The organism is Kosakonia sp. LAM2021, from assembly GCF_016620385.1.
In the GTDB taxonomy this organism is placed as follows: Bacteria; Pseudomonadota; Gammaproteobacteria; order Enterobacterales; family Enterobacteriaceae; genus Kosakonia; species Kosakonia sacchari.
The window spans coordinates 1,284,277-1,299,461 of sequence record NZ_JAENHT010000001.1 but is presented as its reverse complement, the minus strand read 5'-3'; the positions used below and the strand labels follow the sequence as shown (position 1 = coordinate 1,299,461).

Here is a 15,185-nt window from a genome sequence, read left to right as displayed (position 1 = left end):
ACCCCGAGCTTCATAACCTTATTAACAGCACGGTTACTGACCGTTTACCCTACCTAAACCAGGGGAAAGGAGCAGAAAGTATTACAACATGTTGCCCTGCTCTTGAATTTCACTCCTAAGCCATTAATTCTAAAGACGTATATTACGGATGAAGCCAGACGCCACACCCGGATCTCTGTTCCATGCCTCATAACAGGAGAAACACCATGAAGGCTGCTGTTGTTACAAAAGATCATCAGGTAGAAGTGACACAAAAAACCTTACGTCCGCTGAAACATGGCGAAGCGTTGCTGAAAATGGAGTGCTGTGGCGTTTGCCATACGGATTTGCACGTGAAAAACGGGGATTTCGGCGACAAAACCGGGGTGATCCTCGGACACGAAGGCATTGGCATTGTCACCCAGGTGGCCGAAGGCGTGACCTCGCTGAAAGTGGGCGATCGTGCTTCCGTGGCGTGGTTTTTTCAGGGCTGCGGTCACTGCGAGTACTGTAACAGCGGCAATGAAACCTTGTGTCGTGAGGTGGTGAACGCCGGTTATACGGCTGACGGCGGCATGGCGGAAGAGTGCATCGTGGTCGCGGATTACGCGGTGAAAGTGCCGGACGGGCTGGATTCCGCCTCAGCCAGCAGCATTACCTGCGCAGGCGTGACCACCTATAAAGCGGTGAAAGTCTCGCAGATCAAACCGGGCCAGTGGATTGCTATTTATGGCCTCGGCGGGCTGGGCAATCTGGCGCTGCAATACGCAAAGAATGTCTTTAACGCCAAAGTGATCGCCATCGACGTAAATGATGAACAGCTTAAACTCGCTGCCAGCATGGGCGCAGACCTGACCATTAACTCGCGCAGCGAAGATGCGGCAAAAGTGGTACATGAAAAAACCGGCGGCGCGCATGCCGCCGTGGTCACGGCGGTGGCGAAAGCGGCATTTAATTCAGCCGTTGATGCCGTGCGCGCCGGTGGGCGCGTGGTGGCTGTGGGGCTGCCGCCAGAAGCAATGAGCCTTGATATTCCGCGCCTGGTACTGGACGGCATTCAGGTCGTTGGCTCGCTGGTCGGTACGCGCCAGGATCTGAACGAAGCCTTCCAGTTCGCCGCGGAAGGCAAAGTGGTGCCGAAAGTGGCGCTGCGTCCGCTGGAAGATATCAACGCCATCTTTAAAGAGATGGAACAAGGCCAGATCCGTGGTCGTATGGTGATCGATCTCCGCCATTAATTGCCGGGCATTGCCTATAATCGGGGGCGTTACTGCCCCCTTTTTTCTGACACAGAGGTGCTTATGACCCCCACTATTCCCGGGCTTGAAGTGCTGTTTATCGCAGGTTTCGGCCCAATTCCCCAGAACGTGGCCGACAGCCAGGCGTTTTACCAGCACACCCTTGGGTTGCCGCTGAAACCGATGGAGGGCGCGAGCGATTACCTCGTCGCCGACCACGATGCGCTCGACGGCGCAAAACACTTTGCCCTGTGGCCGCTGCATCACGCCGCCGCGTCGTGCTTTGGCGCAGAGAAATGGCCGGATTCCCACCCCGTTCCGCAAAGCTGGGTTGAATTCGAAGTACAGGATTTGGCTATCGCTACCGATGTGTTGGTCAACAAAGGGTATCAACTGCTGGTTGCTAACCGTCTGGAACCCTGGGGGCAGAGCGTCACGCGCCTGCTTGCACCTGAAGGGGTACTGGTTGGGTTGACCATTACGCCCTGGCTGCGTTAACACACTGTCTTACCGGGGCATGCCCCGGTTTTGCGCTTTCCTGAAATGCTTATCTCAATTCCTTTGTTCCCTTGTTATAGCGCGCACCGGATGATGAATCCGACGTTAAGACAATAGATAACAAAGGAATTCACCATGCACATCCTTTTTCGCTTGCCGCTGCTGACGGCGCTGATAACGGCCGCTTCCGTTCAGAGCTGGGCGGCACAGACGCCGGTTAAAGGTGGCACGCTAATATATCTTGAGCAGCAGGCGCACACCAATTTATACCCTCCTGCCGGCGGTTTTTACCCCAACGGTGGCATTCTTAACCAAATCACCGACAAGTTGACCTGGCAGAACCCCAAAACATTGCAGGTGGAGCCGTGGATTGCTGAAAGCTGGAGCACCAACGCCGATAAGACCGAATACACATTTAAAATTCGTCCAGGGGTGACCTTCTCCGACGGCACGCCGCTGGATGCCAATGCGGTGGCGAAAAACTTCGACACCTACGGCCTTGGCAACAAAGCGCAACGCTTGCCGGTATCGGAAGTGATCAATAACTATGATCACAGTGAAGTGATCGATGCGCAGACCGTCAAATTCTACTTTAAGAAGCCGTCGCCGGGCTTCCTGCAAGGCACCGCCACTATCGGCTCCGGTCTGGTATCGCTCAGTACGTTACAGCGTAACTTTGAACAACTGGGCGACGCGCGCCAGATTATTGGTTCCGGGCCGTTCGTCGTCAGCGATGAAAAACTGGGGCGTGAAGTCACCCTTACCGCGCGTAAAGATTATCAGTGGGGGCCGAAAAACCTCGCCCAGCAAGGCCCGGCGAATCTCGATGGCATAAAAATTATTGTCACGCCGGAAGACAGTGTGCGCATTGGCGCGTTGCTGTCGGGTCAGGCGGGCTTTATTCGCCAGGTGCAGGCGTACGATGAAAAGCAGGCCACCGATCAGGGCTTCAAAATTTATGCCGCGCCGACACGCGGCGTAAACGATAGCATCAGTTTCCGCCCTGATAACCCGCTGGTTGCCGATGTGCGGGTCCGCCAGGCACTGCTGCACACCACCGACGCTAAACAAGTGGTGGATACCCTTTTCTCACCTAATTATCCGCAGGCAACCTCTGTAATTGCCCATTCTGCCGCCGGTTACGTCAATCTGCGCGACAAACTGACATTCGATCCAGCGAAAGCGAAGCAACTGCTGGACGCCGCGGGCTGGAAAACCGGCGCGGACGGTATTCGCAGCAAAGACGGACAACGGCTGGCGCTGGCAGTGTATGAATCCTTGCCGCAGCCGCAAAACAAAGAGGTGCTGCAACTGGTGGCGCAGCAGTGGCGCCAGGTCGGTGTGGCGTTAAGCGTAAAAGCAGGCGATGCGGGTAGCCACACGCTGGATAACCTCGATCCGTTGAAAACACCGCTCACCGTTTCCGAAGTCGGGCGTGCCGATCCGGATGTGGTGAAAAGCATGTTCTATCCGGCAAACCGCGACGCGCTGCTGCAAAAAGGCGGCTCCAGCGACAAGGTAAAAAATTTCCGCGATGACAAACTCAACGACTTGCTGGTGAGCATTTCTGCCGAAGTGGACGGGCAAAAACGGCTGCAACTCACCGGCGACGCACAGCGCTATCTGCTGGATAACGCCTATGTGATCCCAATTTTTGAAGAGCCGCAGGTGTTTGCCGGCGCGCCGTGGTTGAAAGGCGCAAGTTTTGAAGCCGTAGGTCGCCCGTCATTCTACGGCGCGTGGATTGAAAAACACTGAGGAGGCGGGCGATGAGCCATTATCTTCTGCGGCGCGCCGGGCAAGGTCTGCTGGTGTTATGGGCCGCGTTTACTCTCTCCTTCGTGCTGCTTCAGGTGCTACCGGGCGACGCGGTGTTGATTAAGTTTCAGAACCCGGATCTGGGTCTTAGCCCGGCGCAAATTGAAGAGATGCGCGTGGCCTACGGCGCAAACAGCCCGCTCTGGCAGCAATACTTTCATACGCTGTTTGCCATGGTGCGCGGAGATTTTGGTTACTCGGTGCAAGCGGGCGTGCCGGTAAGCGAGCTTATCGCCAGCAATTTGCCGGACACGCTTCAGCTGGCGCTTCCCGCCTTTGCGCTCGCGGTAGCACTGGCCTTCACGCTGGCGTTTGCCTCCCGACTTCCGGCGCTGCGCTGGCTAAGTAATGCAATTCAGTCTGTTCCGGTGCTGCTGATCTCCCTGCCGACCTTCTGGCTGGGTATCGCGCTGATTCAGCTGTTCTCATTTCACTGGCGGTTGATTCCGGTCATTAACCCTTCGCCGCTACAGGGGCTGATCCTGCCGATTATTACCGTTGCCCTGCCGATTAGTGCACCGCTGGCGCAAATTTTAATGCGCAGTCTCGATCAGATTGCCGCACAACCCTTTGTTGCGGTAGCGCGTGCGAAAGGCTTTAGCGAAACCGGCGTGCTATGGCGACATGTGACGGGCAACGCCCTGCTGCCAGTGCTGAATATTGCCGGGTTGCTGCTGGGCGAATTGATTGCCGGGGCGCTCATTACCGAAACCGTGTTTGGCCGTTCCGGGTTAGGTCAGCTCACGCAGCAGGCGGTAAATAACCAGGATATCGCGGTGTTGCAGGCGGTGGTGATGATCTCGGCGCTCGGTTTTGTACTGATCAACCTGCTGGTCGATTTACTGATGCCGTGGTTCGACCCGCGGCTGCAAACCGTTAGCGGAGGGGCGTTATGAGTCTGGTTGATTATGCTATCGCCGCACGCAAGCGAGTTCCTGTCTGGTCGGGTTTGCGCTGGCAGCCGGGATTATGGCTGGCGTGGACGGTGATTATTCTGGCGGTACTGGCCGCCTTATTCCCTGCGTTGTTTACCGCGTATAGCCCGGTAGAAGGTATCGCCGGGGCGCAGCGGTTGTCGCCACAAGCCGGGCACTGGCTGGGCACCGACCAGTTAGGGCGCGACCTGTATGCGCGCATTGTTTATGGTGCATCGCATTCCCTTTCTGCTGCACTGGCGGCGGTGGCGATGGGATTGATTATCGGCACGCTGACCGGTGTTGTCGCCGGAGCGCTTGCCGGGCGCGTCGAATCGGTATTGATGCGTCTGGTCGATGTGCTGCTCTCGATTCCGTCGTTGTTGCTGTCGCTGACGGTCATCATTTTGCTTGGTTTTGGCACGGTGAACGCAGCCATTGCCGTTGGCGTGGCTTCGGTCGCCAGTTTTGCTCGCCTGTCACGCGGTGAAGTGGTGCGCATTCGTCATACCGATTATGTCGAAGCGGCCAGAGGCAGCGGAGGCACCTTTCTGGCCGTGCTGTGGCGGCACATTTTACCCAACTCGCTCACGGCAGTGCTGGCGTTCGCCACGCTGCAATTCGGCCAGGCGATCCTCGCCCTTTCCACTCTCAGTTTCCTCGGTTACGGCACCCCGCCGCCGGTGCCGGAATGGGGCTTACTGATTGCAGAAGGTCGCAATTATTTATCCACCGCCTGGTGGCTGACGACCTTCCCGGGTGTGGTAGTGGTTGTGGTGGTGCTGGCGGTCAACCGCATCAGCCGCCAGTTTAGCGGAGGCCGCGCATGACTGTGTTATCGGTAGAAAATTTACGCGTCAGTTATCGCACCGGGCGAGAATGGCGCGAAGTGGTGCATCAGGTCAGTTTTACCCTCAAACGTGGTGAAATGCTGGCATTTGTCGGCGAGTCGGGTTCCGGTAAAACCACCACCGCGCAGGCGATTATTGGCCTGCTCGCTGAAAATGCCCGGCGCGACAGCGGCAACATTGTGCTTAACGGCGAAGTGATAAGCCAGTGGTCGGCAAAGCGGCTGAACAGTCTGCGCGGTGCGCGCATCAGCCTGGTGCCGCAGGATCCGGGCAATTCGCTCAACCCGGTCAAAACGATCGGTGCGCAGGTGGCGGAAGTGCTCCATCTGCACAGCAAACTCACTGCCCGACAGCGCGACGCGCAGGTGCTGGCGCTGCTGAGCAAAGTGGGACTTAGCCATCCTGAACAACGCATCAAACAGTATCCGCACCAGCTTTCCGGCGGCATGAAACAGCGTGTGCTGATCGCGATGGCTATCGCCCTGCAACCAGATGTGATTATCGCCGACGAACCGACCAGCGCGCTGGATGTCACCGTGCAGAAACGTATTCTCGATCTGCTGGACGTGCTGCGACGCGAATCCGGCACGGCGGTGCTATTTGTCACGCATGATTTGGCGCTAGCCGCCGAGCGTGCCGACCGGCTGCTGGTTTTCCGTGACGGTGAAATTCAGGAACAGGGTGAAACGGCGGATATTTTGCGTACGCCGCAGCATGCTTACACCCGCCAGTTACTCAGCGATGTACACGGGCAATCACTGACTATCGCGCCGGTTTCCGGCCAGCCGCTGTCCTCGCCGGCAATCCGTTTGCTGGATATCCATAAACGCTTTTCGCTCGGTAAGGACCATACATTACAGGCACTGGACGCCGTGAGCTTTGAGGTGCGGCGCGGCAGCACCCACGCGTTGGTGGGCGAATCTGGCTCGGGTAAAACCACACTGGCACGTATCCTGCTGGGTTTTGAACAAGCGGACAGCGGCAGAGTGATCATTGATGATATTGATGCCACGCAGTTGCGCCCAGAGGCGCACCGGCAACTGCGGCGCAAAATCCAGTTCGTTTATCAGAACCCTTTCGCCTCGCTCGATCCGCGCCAGACGCTGGCGCAGATTATCGAAGAGCCGTTAAAAAACTTTGAGCGCATTGAGAAAGCAGAACGCATAGCGCGCGTGGAGGCGGTTGCTCGCCGGGTCGCGCTGCCGCTGTCGTTACTTGAACGCACGGCGCGGGAGCTTTCCGGCGGCCAGCGTCAGCGCGTTGCGATTGCCCGCGCACTTATCCTTGAGCCGAGTATTCTGGTGCTGGATGAAGCCACTTCCGCGCTGGATGTCACGGTACAGGCGCAGATCCTCGCCCTGCTTCAGCAACTGCAGCAGCAACTGGGGCTGACTTATCTGTTTATTACCCACGATCTGGCGACCGTGCGTCGTATTGGCCACAGCGTCACGGTGCTGCGTAATGGTCGTGTTGTCGAACACGGTCCGGTTGAGCAGCTGTTTGCCGCGCCGCAGCACGACTATACCCGCGAATTAATCAACGCCATTCCCCATTTTTCACCCGCTACGGAGGAGTTCGCATGACGCGAAAACGCCTGGGCTTTTTTACCCGCCTGCTCGATAACGCCGCGCCGAAAGCGCGTTACCGGCTGGCGACGGAACAGATCCGCCATGCCGAGCGCCACGGTTTCGATACGGCGTGGATTGCGCAGCACCATTTCCATGAACACGAAGGCGGATTACCCTCGCCGCTGGTTTTTCTGGCGCACGTTGCCGCGCACACTGAACGCATTCGCCTCGGCACTGCCATCATCACCCTGCCGCTGGAAAACCCGCTGCGGGTGGCGGAAGACGCGGCGGTGCTGGACTTGCTCAGCGACGGACGGCTGGAAGTGGGCTTTGGCTCCGGCGGGACGCCGACATCCTTTCTGCCGTTTGGTCTGACGATTAACGAGCGCGCGGCGGCCTTTGCCGATGGTCTGCATCTGATCCAGAGTGCATGGCGTGGGGATTCGCTCACTCACCCGGATAACCACCTCTATCCGCCCGCGCCGCAGCTGGCGGAGCGCGTGTGGATCGCCACCTTTTCGGTGGAAGGCGCTATCCGTGCGGCGCAAGGCGGTCACGGATTGATGCTGTCGCGCACGCAACCGCGCCCTGCGGATGAACCCTTCCTGCCGCTGGATGCTATCCAGAATCCGATGATTGATGCCTATCTGGCCGCGCTGCCATCCGGCGTTACGCCGCGTATTCTCGCGTCGCGCACCGCGTTTGTCGCCGACAGCGTTGATTACGCGCTACAGGTCGCCACACCGGGTCTTACGAAGCAAGCGCAGCAACACCGCGCGGCGGGTTATCGCGTGAATGGTGACAACGTCACTGATTATATTCAGCAATTTGATGCCCATATCGGCGATGCGAAAACCGTACTGGATTCGCTCGGCAAAGACAGCGTGCTGGCGCGCGCAACCGATATCTCTTTCCAGGTGCATTCGGTCGAACCTTCGCACCAGGACACCCTGCGTTCCATCGAACTGATCGCCGGGCAGATCGCCCCGCAGATTTTATAAGGAGTCGTTATGGCGTTTACTCAGGACATTCTTTCTGAACTGGCGGAAATCGCCCCTGGTTCCCCTGTGGCCCAGGCGCGCGACACGCGCGATGCCGCAACGCAGCATGCGCAAGGCAGTTACCAGGCGCTGTTTGATATTCAGGAAGACGCATTCACCGCCGATGAGCGCTATAGCGTGGCGGCGAAAGTGGCGAAGTGGCACAACGCCAATGAACTGGCGGCGCACTACGCCGGTTTTGGCCTCGCCGACCCGACATCGGCACGTTTAACTCCGGCGCTGGAATTCGCCCGTTTACTGACTTTTTCGCCGGTGAAAGCGACGCCTCAGGCGCTCAATACACTGGTTGCCGCGGGCTGGAAGAAAGAGAGCATTGTCACGCTGGCGCAACTGGTTGCGTTTGTCAGCTTCCAGAGCCGGTTACTGGCCGGGCTGCGGCTGTTAAACGGGAAAACGGTGGCTGACAGCGACATCCCGGTGGTGGCCGGTGTCTGGCACACCAACGCGAAAACGCAAAGCGGCAAAACCGCGCCGGTACAATTTACGCAGCAGGAATTAGGCTGGGAGCCGTGGCTGGCGGCAAAACCGCTGGCGGAGTTTACGCCCGATGAACAGGCGATCCTGGCGAAATTTGGCCATACGGATTCCGACTATTTCCGCCTGCTGGGCCGTAACCTGCCGGTGCTTGAACAGCGCACGTTAACCGATAAAGGCATTTTCTATACGCCGGGTGGCTTACCGCGTGCGGAGCGCGAACTGGCGGCAACGGCGGCCAGTAAAATCAACGGCTGTATCTACTGCGCCTCGGTCCATGCGCGTAAAACCAGCCAGCTATCGAAGGATGATAATGCCGTGGAAACTTTGCTGGCCGTACAGCCAGGCGAGATTTTAAGCGAGAGGCAATCGGCGCGCTGGCAGGCGGAAATTGATGCCGCTGCCGCGCTGTCGGTAACGCCGCCCGCGCTGACGGTGGCGCACCTGGAAAAACTCAATGCTCAAGGCCTGGATACCTTGCAGCAACTTGATCTTATCCAGTCCGCTGCGTTTTTCGCCTGGGCGAACCGCCTGATGTTAACGCTTGGCGAGCCGTATTTGCCGTGAGTACTGACCCGGTGGGCGCAGGCTCACCGGGTGGTGGGTTAATGCTGAACGACCTGTTCCGGTTGATGCTTCGTTTTTCTGCGACCATAGATCAGAAGCGAGGTCATGGCGGCAAACGTCAGCACCGCCGCCGGTAACGTCAGGTAGCTGTAAGTGAAACCAAACGCGATAATCAGACCGCCGAACCAGGCACCGACCGCGTTACCGAGGTTAAACGCCATCTGCCCGCCCGCCGCGCCGAGCATTTCACCGCCCTTTGCATTTTGCAGCAGCATGATTTGCAGCGGCGCAGAGAGCGCGAACAGCCCGGCGCAGCAGATAAAACCAAGTGACAACGCCCCTACTTTGCTTTCACCGGCGACAAACAGCGCCAGCATCGCCAGCATAATCAGTAATTCCGTCACCGCCGCAATGCGCACCGGGCTGAATTTCACTGATAAGCGACCACTGAACATATTGCCCAGCACCATGCCGAGCCCCATCAGCATCATGATCAGCGTCATCGCGCTCTCGGTGAAACCGGAAACATTGACCATAAACGGCTTCACATAGCTAAACCAGGCGAATACGCCCGCGTTGCCAAACATCGTGGCGGCGAAAATCAGCCACGGTTCCGGTTTTCTCAGGAAGTGAAACTGTTCGCGCAGGCGGCTTTCGCTGGTATCAAACAGCGACGGCACCCACACAATCACTGAGACGATCACCAGCGCGAAAAAGATGGAGATCAGCAAGAAGGTATAGCGCCAGCTGAACGCGTGACCGATCCACGTGCCGAGCGGAATGCCAATCAGATTGGCAACGGTCATCCCGGCTATCATCCCGGCTACCGCCATGGTTACTTTTCCTGGCGGCGCGATTTTAGAGAGGATGATCGCCCCCACGCCAAAAATCGCTCCATGCGGGAAACCGGAGATAAGACGGGCGATAATCAGCATGGTGTAGGAGCTGGAGAAGGTAAAAATGGCGTTACCCACCAGGCACAGCGCCACCAGAAACAGCAGCGTGTTTTTCAGCGAAAAGCGGTTCGAAAAAAGCGCCATGATCGGCGCGCCAATCACCACGCCAAACGCGTAAGCAGAGATCAGGTGCCCCGCCGAAGGAATTGAAATGCCAACATTATTCGCGAGTTCGGTTAATACACCCATAATGCCGAACTCCGCCATGCCCAGACCAAAGGTCGCAAGTGCCAACGAAAAAACGGTTTTTTTCATACCACTAACCACTTGTTAAAAGTTTGCGACAGGCATTATTGACTATTCACTTCAGGCAGACCAGTTGAAATGCCCCGGCTGACCTATAAATCCATGGATTCAGGCAGGTTTATGAATAAACGGGAGAGCGCAAACAATAAACGGGAAATGCGGGTGTGAAGAAATAAAAAACCGCTCCGAACGGTTATCCGGAGCGGTTTGGGATTATTTAATGCCTTCGGTGCTCTCTTTCTTCGCTTCCAGACGCTCCACGTCGCGATACCAGCGCAGGTGGTGTTTCTGCGCCCAGCGGCGGCTCACTTTCCCTTCGATCATGCCTTTTATGGAGCCTTTTACCCAGAACGCCATATACATATGGATCAGGATAGCGTGCAGCAAAATGATCGCCGAAGTCGCGTGCAGCAGCAGGCTGTAGCGGATTATCTGAATCGGGAAGTAGTGCGCAAAGTACGGACGCCAGATAATTACCCCGGTCACCAACAGCACAAAAATCATGCTCATGATGGTCCAGAACATCATTTTTTGTCCGGCATTGTATTTACCAACTTTCGCGACCTTATGTTCGTTGCCTTTCAGCACTTCGACAATGTTTTTCAGCCACGGCAGATCCTGCTTGTCCGGGATGTTGTGATGCACAAAACGCACAAACATAAACATCAGCGCCAGGAAGACAATCACGCCAAAGAACGGGTGCAAAATACGCCCCATCTGCGGCGTGCCGAAGGTTTCCGTCAGCCATTGCAGCGTCGGGAAAAAAAACGAAATGCCGGACAGCGCGACAAGGAAAAAGCAGATCACCACCGTCCAGTGACAGGCGCGGTCAATAAACCTGGTGCGCACAATCATTTTTGACTTACTCATGATGCTCCTCTTCATCGTCGTCCACTTCTTTGTTCGGCCCGATGCCGATGTAGTGGTAAATCAGCCCGGCGAAGGTGGCGAGGAATCCCGCCGCCGACAATGGCTTCAGTACCCCTTTCCACAGATTGACCGAGGTATCGATCTGCGGATCTTTCGGCAAGTTGTGGTATAAGCCCGGCTGGTCGGCGTGATGCAGCACATACATCACATGCGTGCCGCCCACGCCCTGCGGGTTGTAGATGCCCGCACTGGCATAACCGCGCGCTTTGAGTTTCGCCACGCGCTGCTCGCCAAGCTCCAGCATCTCAGCTTTGGTGCCGAAATGGATCGCCCCGGTCGGGCAGGTTTTCACGCAGGCAGGCTCCTGGCCGACGCTGACGCGATCGACACAGAGCGTGCATTTGTAAACGCGGTTATCCTCTTTGTTGAGGCGCGGCACGTTGAACGGACAGCCAGCAATGCAGTAGCCGCAGCCAATGCAGTTCTCTTGCTGGAAATCGACAATGCCGTTGGCGTACTGAATAATCGCGCCCGCCGACGGGCAGGCTTTCAGACAGCCCGGTTCCGCGCAGTGCATACAGCCATCTTTGCGGATCAGCCACTCCAGTTTGCCGTTCTGCTCGGTTTCGCTAAAACGCATCACCGTCCAGGATTTGGCGCTCAGATCGGCCGGATTATCGTAAACCCCGACGCAGTGCCCGACCTCAGCACGAATATCGTTCCACTCCGAACAGGCCACCTGGCAGGCTTTGCAGCCTACGCAGGTGGAAACGTCGATAAGCTTGGCGACTTCCGCTTTGTAATCACGTGCCCGTGGGGGCGGCGTGACCGGGTTGGTTGCGGAGCGTTTTAGAATGTCTTGCGTTTCCATAGCCATTATTTCGCTCCTTTACGCCTTCTCGATATTGACCAAAAACGCTTTGTATTCCGGCGTTTGCGAGTTTGCATCGCCGACGTTTGGCGTCAACGTATTGGCGATATAGCCTTTCTGCGCCACCCCTTCAAAGCCCCAGTGCAGCGGAATGCCAATGGTTTCCACCTGCTGACCGTGTACCTGCAAAGTACGCAGACGACGCGTCACCACCGCGACCGCGCGAATAAAGCCGCGCTTGCTGCTCACCGTCACGCGATCGCCGTTGGCAATGCCTTTTGCCGCCGCCAGCGTTTCGCTGATTTCGACAAACTGCTGCGGCTGGGCGATGGCGTTGAGGCGCGCATGCTTGGTCCAGGTGTGGAAATGCTCCGTCAGGCGGTAGGTTGTGCCGACATAGGGGAACTGATCTTTTTTCCCCATCCGTTTGGCATCGTCCTCGAATAGACGCACCACCGGGCTGGAAACCACATTCGGGTGTAGCGGGTTGGTGCCAAGCGGTGTTTCCATCGGCTCGTAGTGTTCCGGGAACGGCCCTTCCGCCAGTTTGTCGAGGGCGAACAACCGCCCCAGCCCTTCCTGCTGCATGATGAACGGCCCGGTATTGCTCCCCGGCGGCGCGGTGTTGTAATCCGGAATATCATTCCCGACCCACTTCGCCCCGTTCCACTGGATAAGCATCCGTTTCGCATCCCACGGTTTGCCCTGTACATCTGCAGACGCACGGTTGTAGAGCACTCGGCGGTTCAGCGGCCACGCCCACGCCCAACCGAGCGTATTGCCAAGTCCTGACGGATCGGCGTTATCGCGGTTCGCCATCTGGTTCCCCTGCTCTGTCCAGCTGCCACTGTAGATCCAGCAAGATGAGGCGGTGGTACCGTCATCGCGCAGCAGCGCAAAGCTATTGAGCAGTTGGCCTTTTTTCGCCAGCAGTTGCCCGTTGGCGTCATAGAGATCTGCCAGCGCGTAGCCGTTGTTCTCTTTCGCCACCTCTTCCGAGTGCGGGTTGTGCGGCTGGCGGTAATTCCAGGACATCTTCAGCAGCGGTTCCGCGCCTTTACCGCCTTCAGTGCGGTACATCTCGCGCAGGCGGTGGTAAATCCCGGCGAGGATTTCGCCATCGTTCAGCGCTTCGCCCGGCGCGTCCTGGCCTTTCCAGTGCCACTGTAACCAGCGACCGGAGTTGGCGATCGAGCCATCTTCCTCTGCAAAACAGGTTGACGGCAGACGGAACACTTCGGTGGCGATAGCCGATGGATCGACATCATTCATCTCGCCGTGGTTCTGCCAGAAGGTGGAGGTTTCTGTCACCAGCGGATCGATAACCACCATGTACTTCAGCTTGCTCAGCGTACTGACAACTTTGTTTTTGTCCGGGAACGACGCCACCGGGTTAAAGCCCTGGCAGATATAGCCGTTGACTTCGCCTTTCGACATCTTGTTGAAGTACTTGATCACATCCCAGGCCTGATCCCATTTCGGCAACCAGTCAAAGCCCCAGTTATTCTCTTTCTGCGCCGCGTCGCCGTAGAACGACTTCATCAGGCTGACAAAGAACTTGGGATAGTTGCTCCAGTAGTTCACCTGGTCCGGCAACAGCGCTTTTGGCGTATTTGCCGCCAGGTACTGTTGCAAATCGGTCTGTTTTTCCGACGGCAGCGTCAGGTAACCCGGCAGGCTGGTCGATAACAGACCCAGATCCGTCAGCCCCTGAATGTTGGAGTGCCCGCGCAAGGCGTTTACCCCGCCGCCCGCCATCCCCATATTGCCGAGCAGCAACTGGATCATCGCCATGGTACGGATGTTCTGCGCGCCGACGGTGTGTTGCGTCCAGCCCAGGGCGTACAGGAAGGTGGTGGTTCTGTCCACCGCGCTGGTTGAGGCCAGCACGTCACACACTTTCAGGAAATCCGCTTTTGGCGTGCCGCAGATATTTTCCACCGTTTCCGGTGTATAGCGGGCAACATGTTGTTTCAGCAAATTCCAGACGCAGCGCGGATCGCTAAGTGTGTCATCGCGTTTGGCGTAGCCGTTTTCATCAAACTGATAGTTCCACGAGGTTTTGTCGTACTGGCGTTTTTGCGCGTCGTAGCCGCTGAACAAGCCGTCTTCGAAGGCAAAATTATCCCGCACCAGCAACGCGGCGTTGGTGTAGTGTTTGACGTATTCGGCATTGATTTTGTTGTTTTCGATCAGGTAGCGCAGCACGCCGGAGAGGAAAGTGATGTCCGTCCCGGAACGTATTGGCGCATAAATATCGGCAACGGATGCCGTGCGCGTAAAGCGCGGATCGACCACAATCAGCGTGGCGTCGTTATTGTTTTTGGCTTCCATCGCCCAGCGGAAACCGACCGGGTGGGCTTCAGCGGCGTTACCGCCCATCACCATCACCACGTTGGCGTTTTTGATATCAACCCAGTGGTTGGTCATCGCACCGCGACCAAATGTTGGAGCAAGACTTGCTACCGTTGGTCCGTGTCAGACGCGCGCCTGGTTATCTACCGCCAGCATGCCGAGTGAACGCACGAATTTTTGCGTCAGCATGCCTGTTTCATTACTCGCCGCTGAGGCGCACAACATACCGGTTGAGAGCCAGCGGTTCACTTTTACGCCTGCGGCATTGTTTTCGACGAAATTGGCATCACGGTCGTTTTTCATCAGGCGGGCTATGCGGCTAAAGGCCTCATCCCAACTGATGCGCTGCCATTTGTCAGAGCCTGGCGCTCGGTATTCCGGGTAGCGCAGGCGGTTTTCACTGTGTACGTAATCAAGCAGACCGGCCCCTTTCGGGCACAGCGCGCCGCGGCTGACCGGATGATCCGGATCGCCTTCGATATGATAGATGGCCTCTTTCGCGTTTTTCGCACCATCACCCAGGCTATACATTAATAACCCGCAACCCACGGAGCAGTATGTACAGGAATTTCGCGTCTCTTTGGCGCGCAGCAATTTATAATTTCGCGCCTGCGCCAGCGCCATTTTGGGAGCAAATCCCAACGCGGCCGCTGTGGTTCCTGCCATTCCGCCCGCGCAGATTTTAAAAAATTGTCTGCGGCTGACGTCCATTGCTTTCCTCAATTATTGTCTTTGACTGCGGCCGGAAAACTAAACATTTCACAGGGTGAATTAATTGCGGTAAATCAATAACGCCTGGCGCTTGATACCTAATAGTTTCGCGTGTCGAATTTTTATCCCTCAAAAGGAGTAGGTGTGGCACGGTGAATTTCGCTTAATCATTCAGCCGTGTTATAAAATGTGCGTTTATTTCCGGCGG

General features: G+C 56.9%; 12 protein-coding genes. 8 read left to right on the top strand and 4 right to left on the bottom strand.

The window, feature by feature from the left end:
• The first annotated feature begins 206 nt into the window (after positions 1–206).
• The 8 genes from adhP to JKP81_RS06130 all read left to right on the top strand — a co-directional run bounded on the left by adhP (position 207) and on the right by JKP81_RS06130 (position 8,968).
• Positions 207–1,217: an alcohol dehydrogenase AdhP gene (adhP, locus tag JKP81_RS06165; RefSeq protein ID WP_200550989.1), complete on the top strand. Its 1,011-nt coding sequence runs from the start codon at positions 207–209 to the stop codon at positions 1,215–1,217.
• Positions 1,218–1,280: 63 nt separating this feature from the next.
• Positions 1,281–1,715, top strand: a complete 435-nt coding sequence (locus JKP81_RS06160; RefSeq protein WP_200550988.1) for a glyoxalase — start codon at positions 1,281–1,283, stop codon at positions 1,713–1,715.
• Between the two features lie 135 nt (positions 1,716–1,850).
• Positions 1,851–3,473 (top strand): TIGR04028 family ABC transporter substrate-binding protein, encoded by a 1,623-nt coding sequence (locus JKP81_RS06155; protein WP_200550987.1) that lies wholly within the window; start codon positions 1,851–1,853, stop codon positions 3,471–3,473.
• 11 nt (positions 3,474–3,484) lie between these two features.
• Positions 3,485–4,429, top strand: coding sequence for an ABC transporter permease (locus JKP81_RS06150; protein ID WP_200550986.1), 945 nt, complete (start codon positions 3,485–3,487; stop codon positions 4,427–4,429).
• On the top strand, positions 4,426–5,277 hold the full coding sequence (locus tag JKP81_RS06145; protein ID WP_200550985.1) for an ABC transporter permease: 852 nt from the start codon (positions 4,426–4,428) through the stop codon (positions 5,275–5,277). Before JKP81_RS06150 ends, JKP81_RS06145 begins: the two co-directional genes overlap by 4 nt.
• Positions 5,274–6,881: an ABC transporter ATP-binding protein gene (locus JKP81_RS06140; protein ID WP_200550984.1), complete on the top strand. Its 1,608-nt coding sequence runs from the start codon at positions 5,274–5,276 to the stop codon at positions 6,879–6,881. The genes JKP81_RS06145 and JKP81_RS06140 overlap by 4 nt, the downstream gene beginning before the upstream one ends.
• A complete protein-coding gene (locus tag JKP81_RS06135; RefSeq protein ID WP_200550983.1) occupies positions 6,878–7,867 on the top strand; it encodes a putative FMN-dependent luciferase-like monooxygenase in 990 nt (329 codons plus the stop codon). Before JKP81_RS06140 ends, JKP81_RS06135 begins: the two co-directional genes overlap by 4 nt.
• Before the next feature lie 9 nt (positions 7,868–7,876).
• Positions 7,877–8,968, top strand: coding sequence for an alkylhydroperoxidase domain protein (locus JKP81_RS06130; RefSeq protein WP_200550982.1), 1,092 nt, complete (start codon positions 7,877–7,879; stop codon positions 8,966–8,968).
• A gap of 38 nt (positions 8,969–9,006) precedes the next feature.
• Here JKP81_RS06130 and araJ read toward each other — a convergent pair whose 3' ends face one another.
• From araJ to fdnG, 4 genes are all read right to left on the bottom strand, one after another.
• Entirely contained in the window at positions 9,007–10,179 is a 1,173-nt protein-coding gene (gene araJ, locus JKP81_RS06125; protein WP_200550981.1) for an MFS transporter AraJ, read from the bottom strand.
• A gap of 204 nt (positions 10,180–10,383) precedes the next feature.
• A complete protein-coding gene (gene fdnI / locus JKP81_RS06120) occupies positions 10,384–11,040 on the bottom strand; it encodes a formate dehydrogenase-N subunit gamma (protein WP_200550980.1) in 657 nt (218 codons plus the stop codon).
• On the bottom strand, positions 11,033–11,917 hold the full coding sequence (fdxH, locus tag JKP81_RS06115) for a formate dehydrogenase subunit beta (protein WP_200550979.1): 885 nt from the start codon (positions 11,915–11,917) through the stop codon (positions 11,033–11,035). Before fdxH ends, fdnI begins: the two co-directional genes overlap by 8 nt.
• A 12-nt stretch (positions 11,918–11,929) precedes the next feature.
• Positions 11,930–14,977 (bottom strand): formate dehydrogenase-N subunit alpha, encoded by a 3,048-nt coding sequence (fdnG, locus tag JKP81_RS06110; protein ID WP_200550978.1) that lies wholly within the window; start codon positions 14,975–14,977, stop codon positions 11,930–11,932.
• Between the last annotated feature and the right edge of the window lie 208 nt (positions 14,978–15,185).

Bases quoted from the DNA above. Each gene is read 5' to 3' on its own strand.
- adhP (WP_200550989.1), top strand. From the start codon at position 207: ATGAAGGCTGCTGTTGTTACAAAAGATCATCAGGTAGAAGTGACACAA.
- JKP81_RS06160 (WP_200550988.1), top strand. From the start codon at position 1,281: ATGACCCCCACTATTCCCGGGCTTGAAGTGCTGTTTATCGCAGGTTTC.
- JKP81_RS06155 (WP_200550987.1), top strand. From the start codon at position 1,851: ATGCACATCCTTTTTCGCTTGCCGCTGCTGACGGCGCTGATAACGGCC.
- JKP81_RS06150 (WP_200550986.1), top strand. From the start codon at position 3,485: ATGAGCCATTATCTTCTGCGGCGCGCCGGGCAAGGTCTGCTGGTGTTA.
- JKP81_RS06145 (WP_200550985.1), top strand. From the start codon at position 4,426: ATGAGTCTGGTTGATTATGCTATCGCCGCACGCAAGCGAGTTCCTGTC.
- JKP81_RS06140 (WP_200550984.1), top strand. From the start codon at position 5,274: ATGACTGTGTTATCGGTAGAAAATTTACGCGTCAGTTATCGCACCGGG.
- JKP81_RS06135 (WP_200550983.1), top strand. From the start codon at position 6,878: ATGACGCGAAAACGCCTGGGCTTTTTTACCCGCCTGCTCGATAACGCC.
- JKP81_RS06130 (WP_200550982.1), top strand. From the start codon at position 7,877: ATGGCGTTTACTCAGGACATTCTTTCTGAACTGGCGGAAATCGCCCCT.
- araJ (WP_200550981.1), bottom strand. From the start codon at position 10,179: ATGAAAAAAACCGTTTTTTCGTTGGCACTTGCGACCTTTGGTCTGGGC.
- fdnI (WP_200550980.1), bottom strand. From the start codon at position 11,040: ATGAGTAAGTCAAAAATGATTGTGCGCACCAGGTTTATTGACCGCGCC.
- fdxH (WP_200550979.1), bottom strand. From the start codon at position 11,917: ATGGCTATGGAAACGCAAGACATTCTAAAACGCTCCGCAACCAACCCG.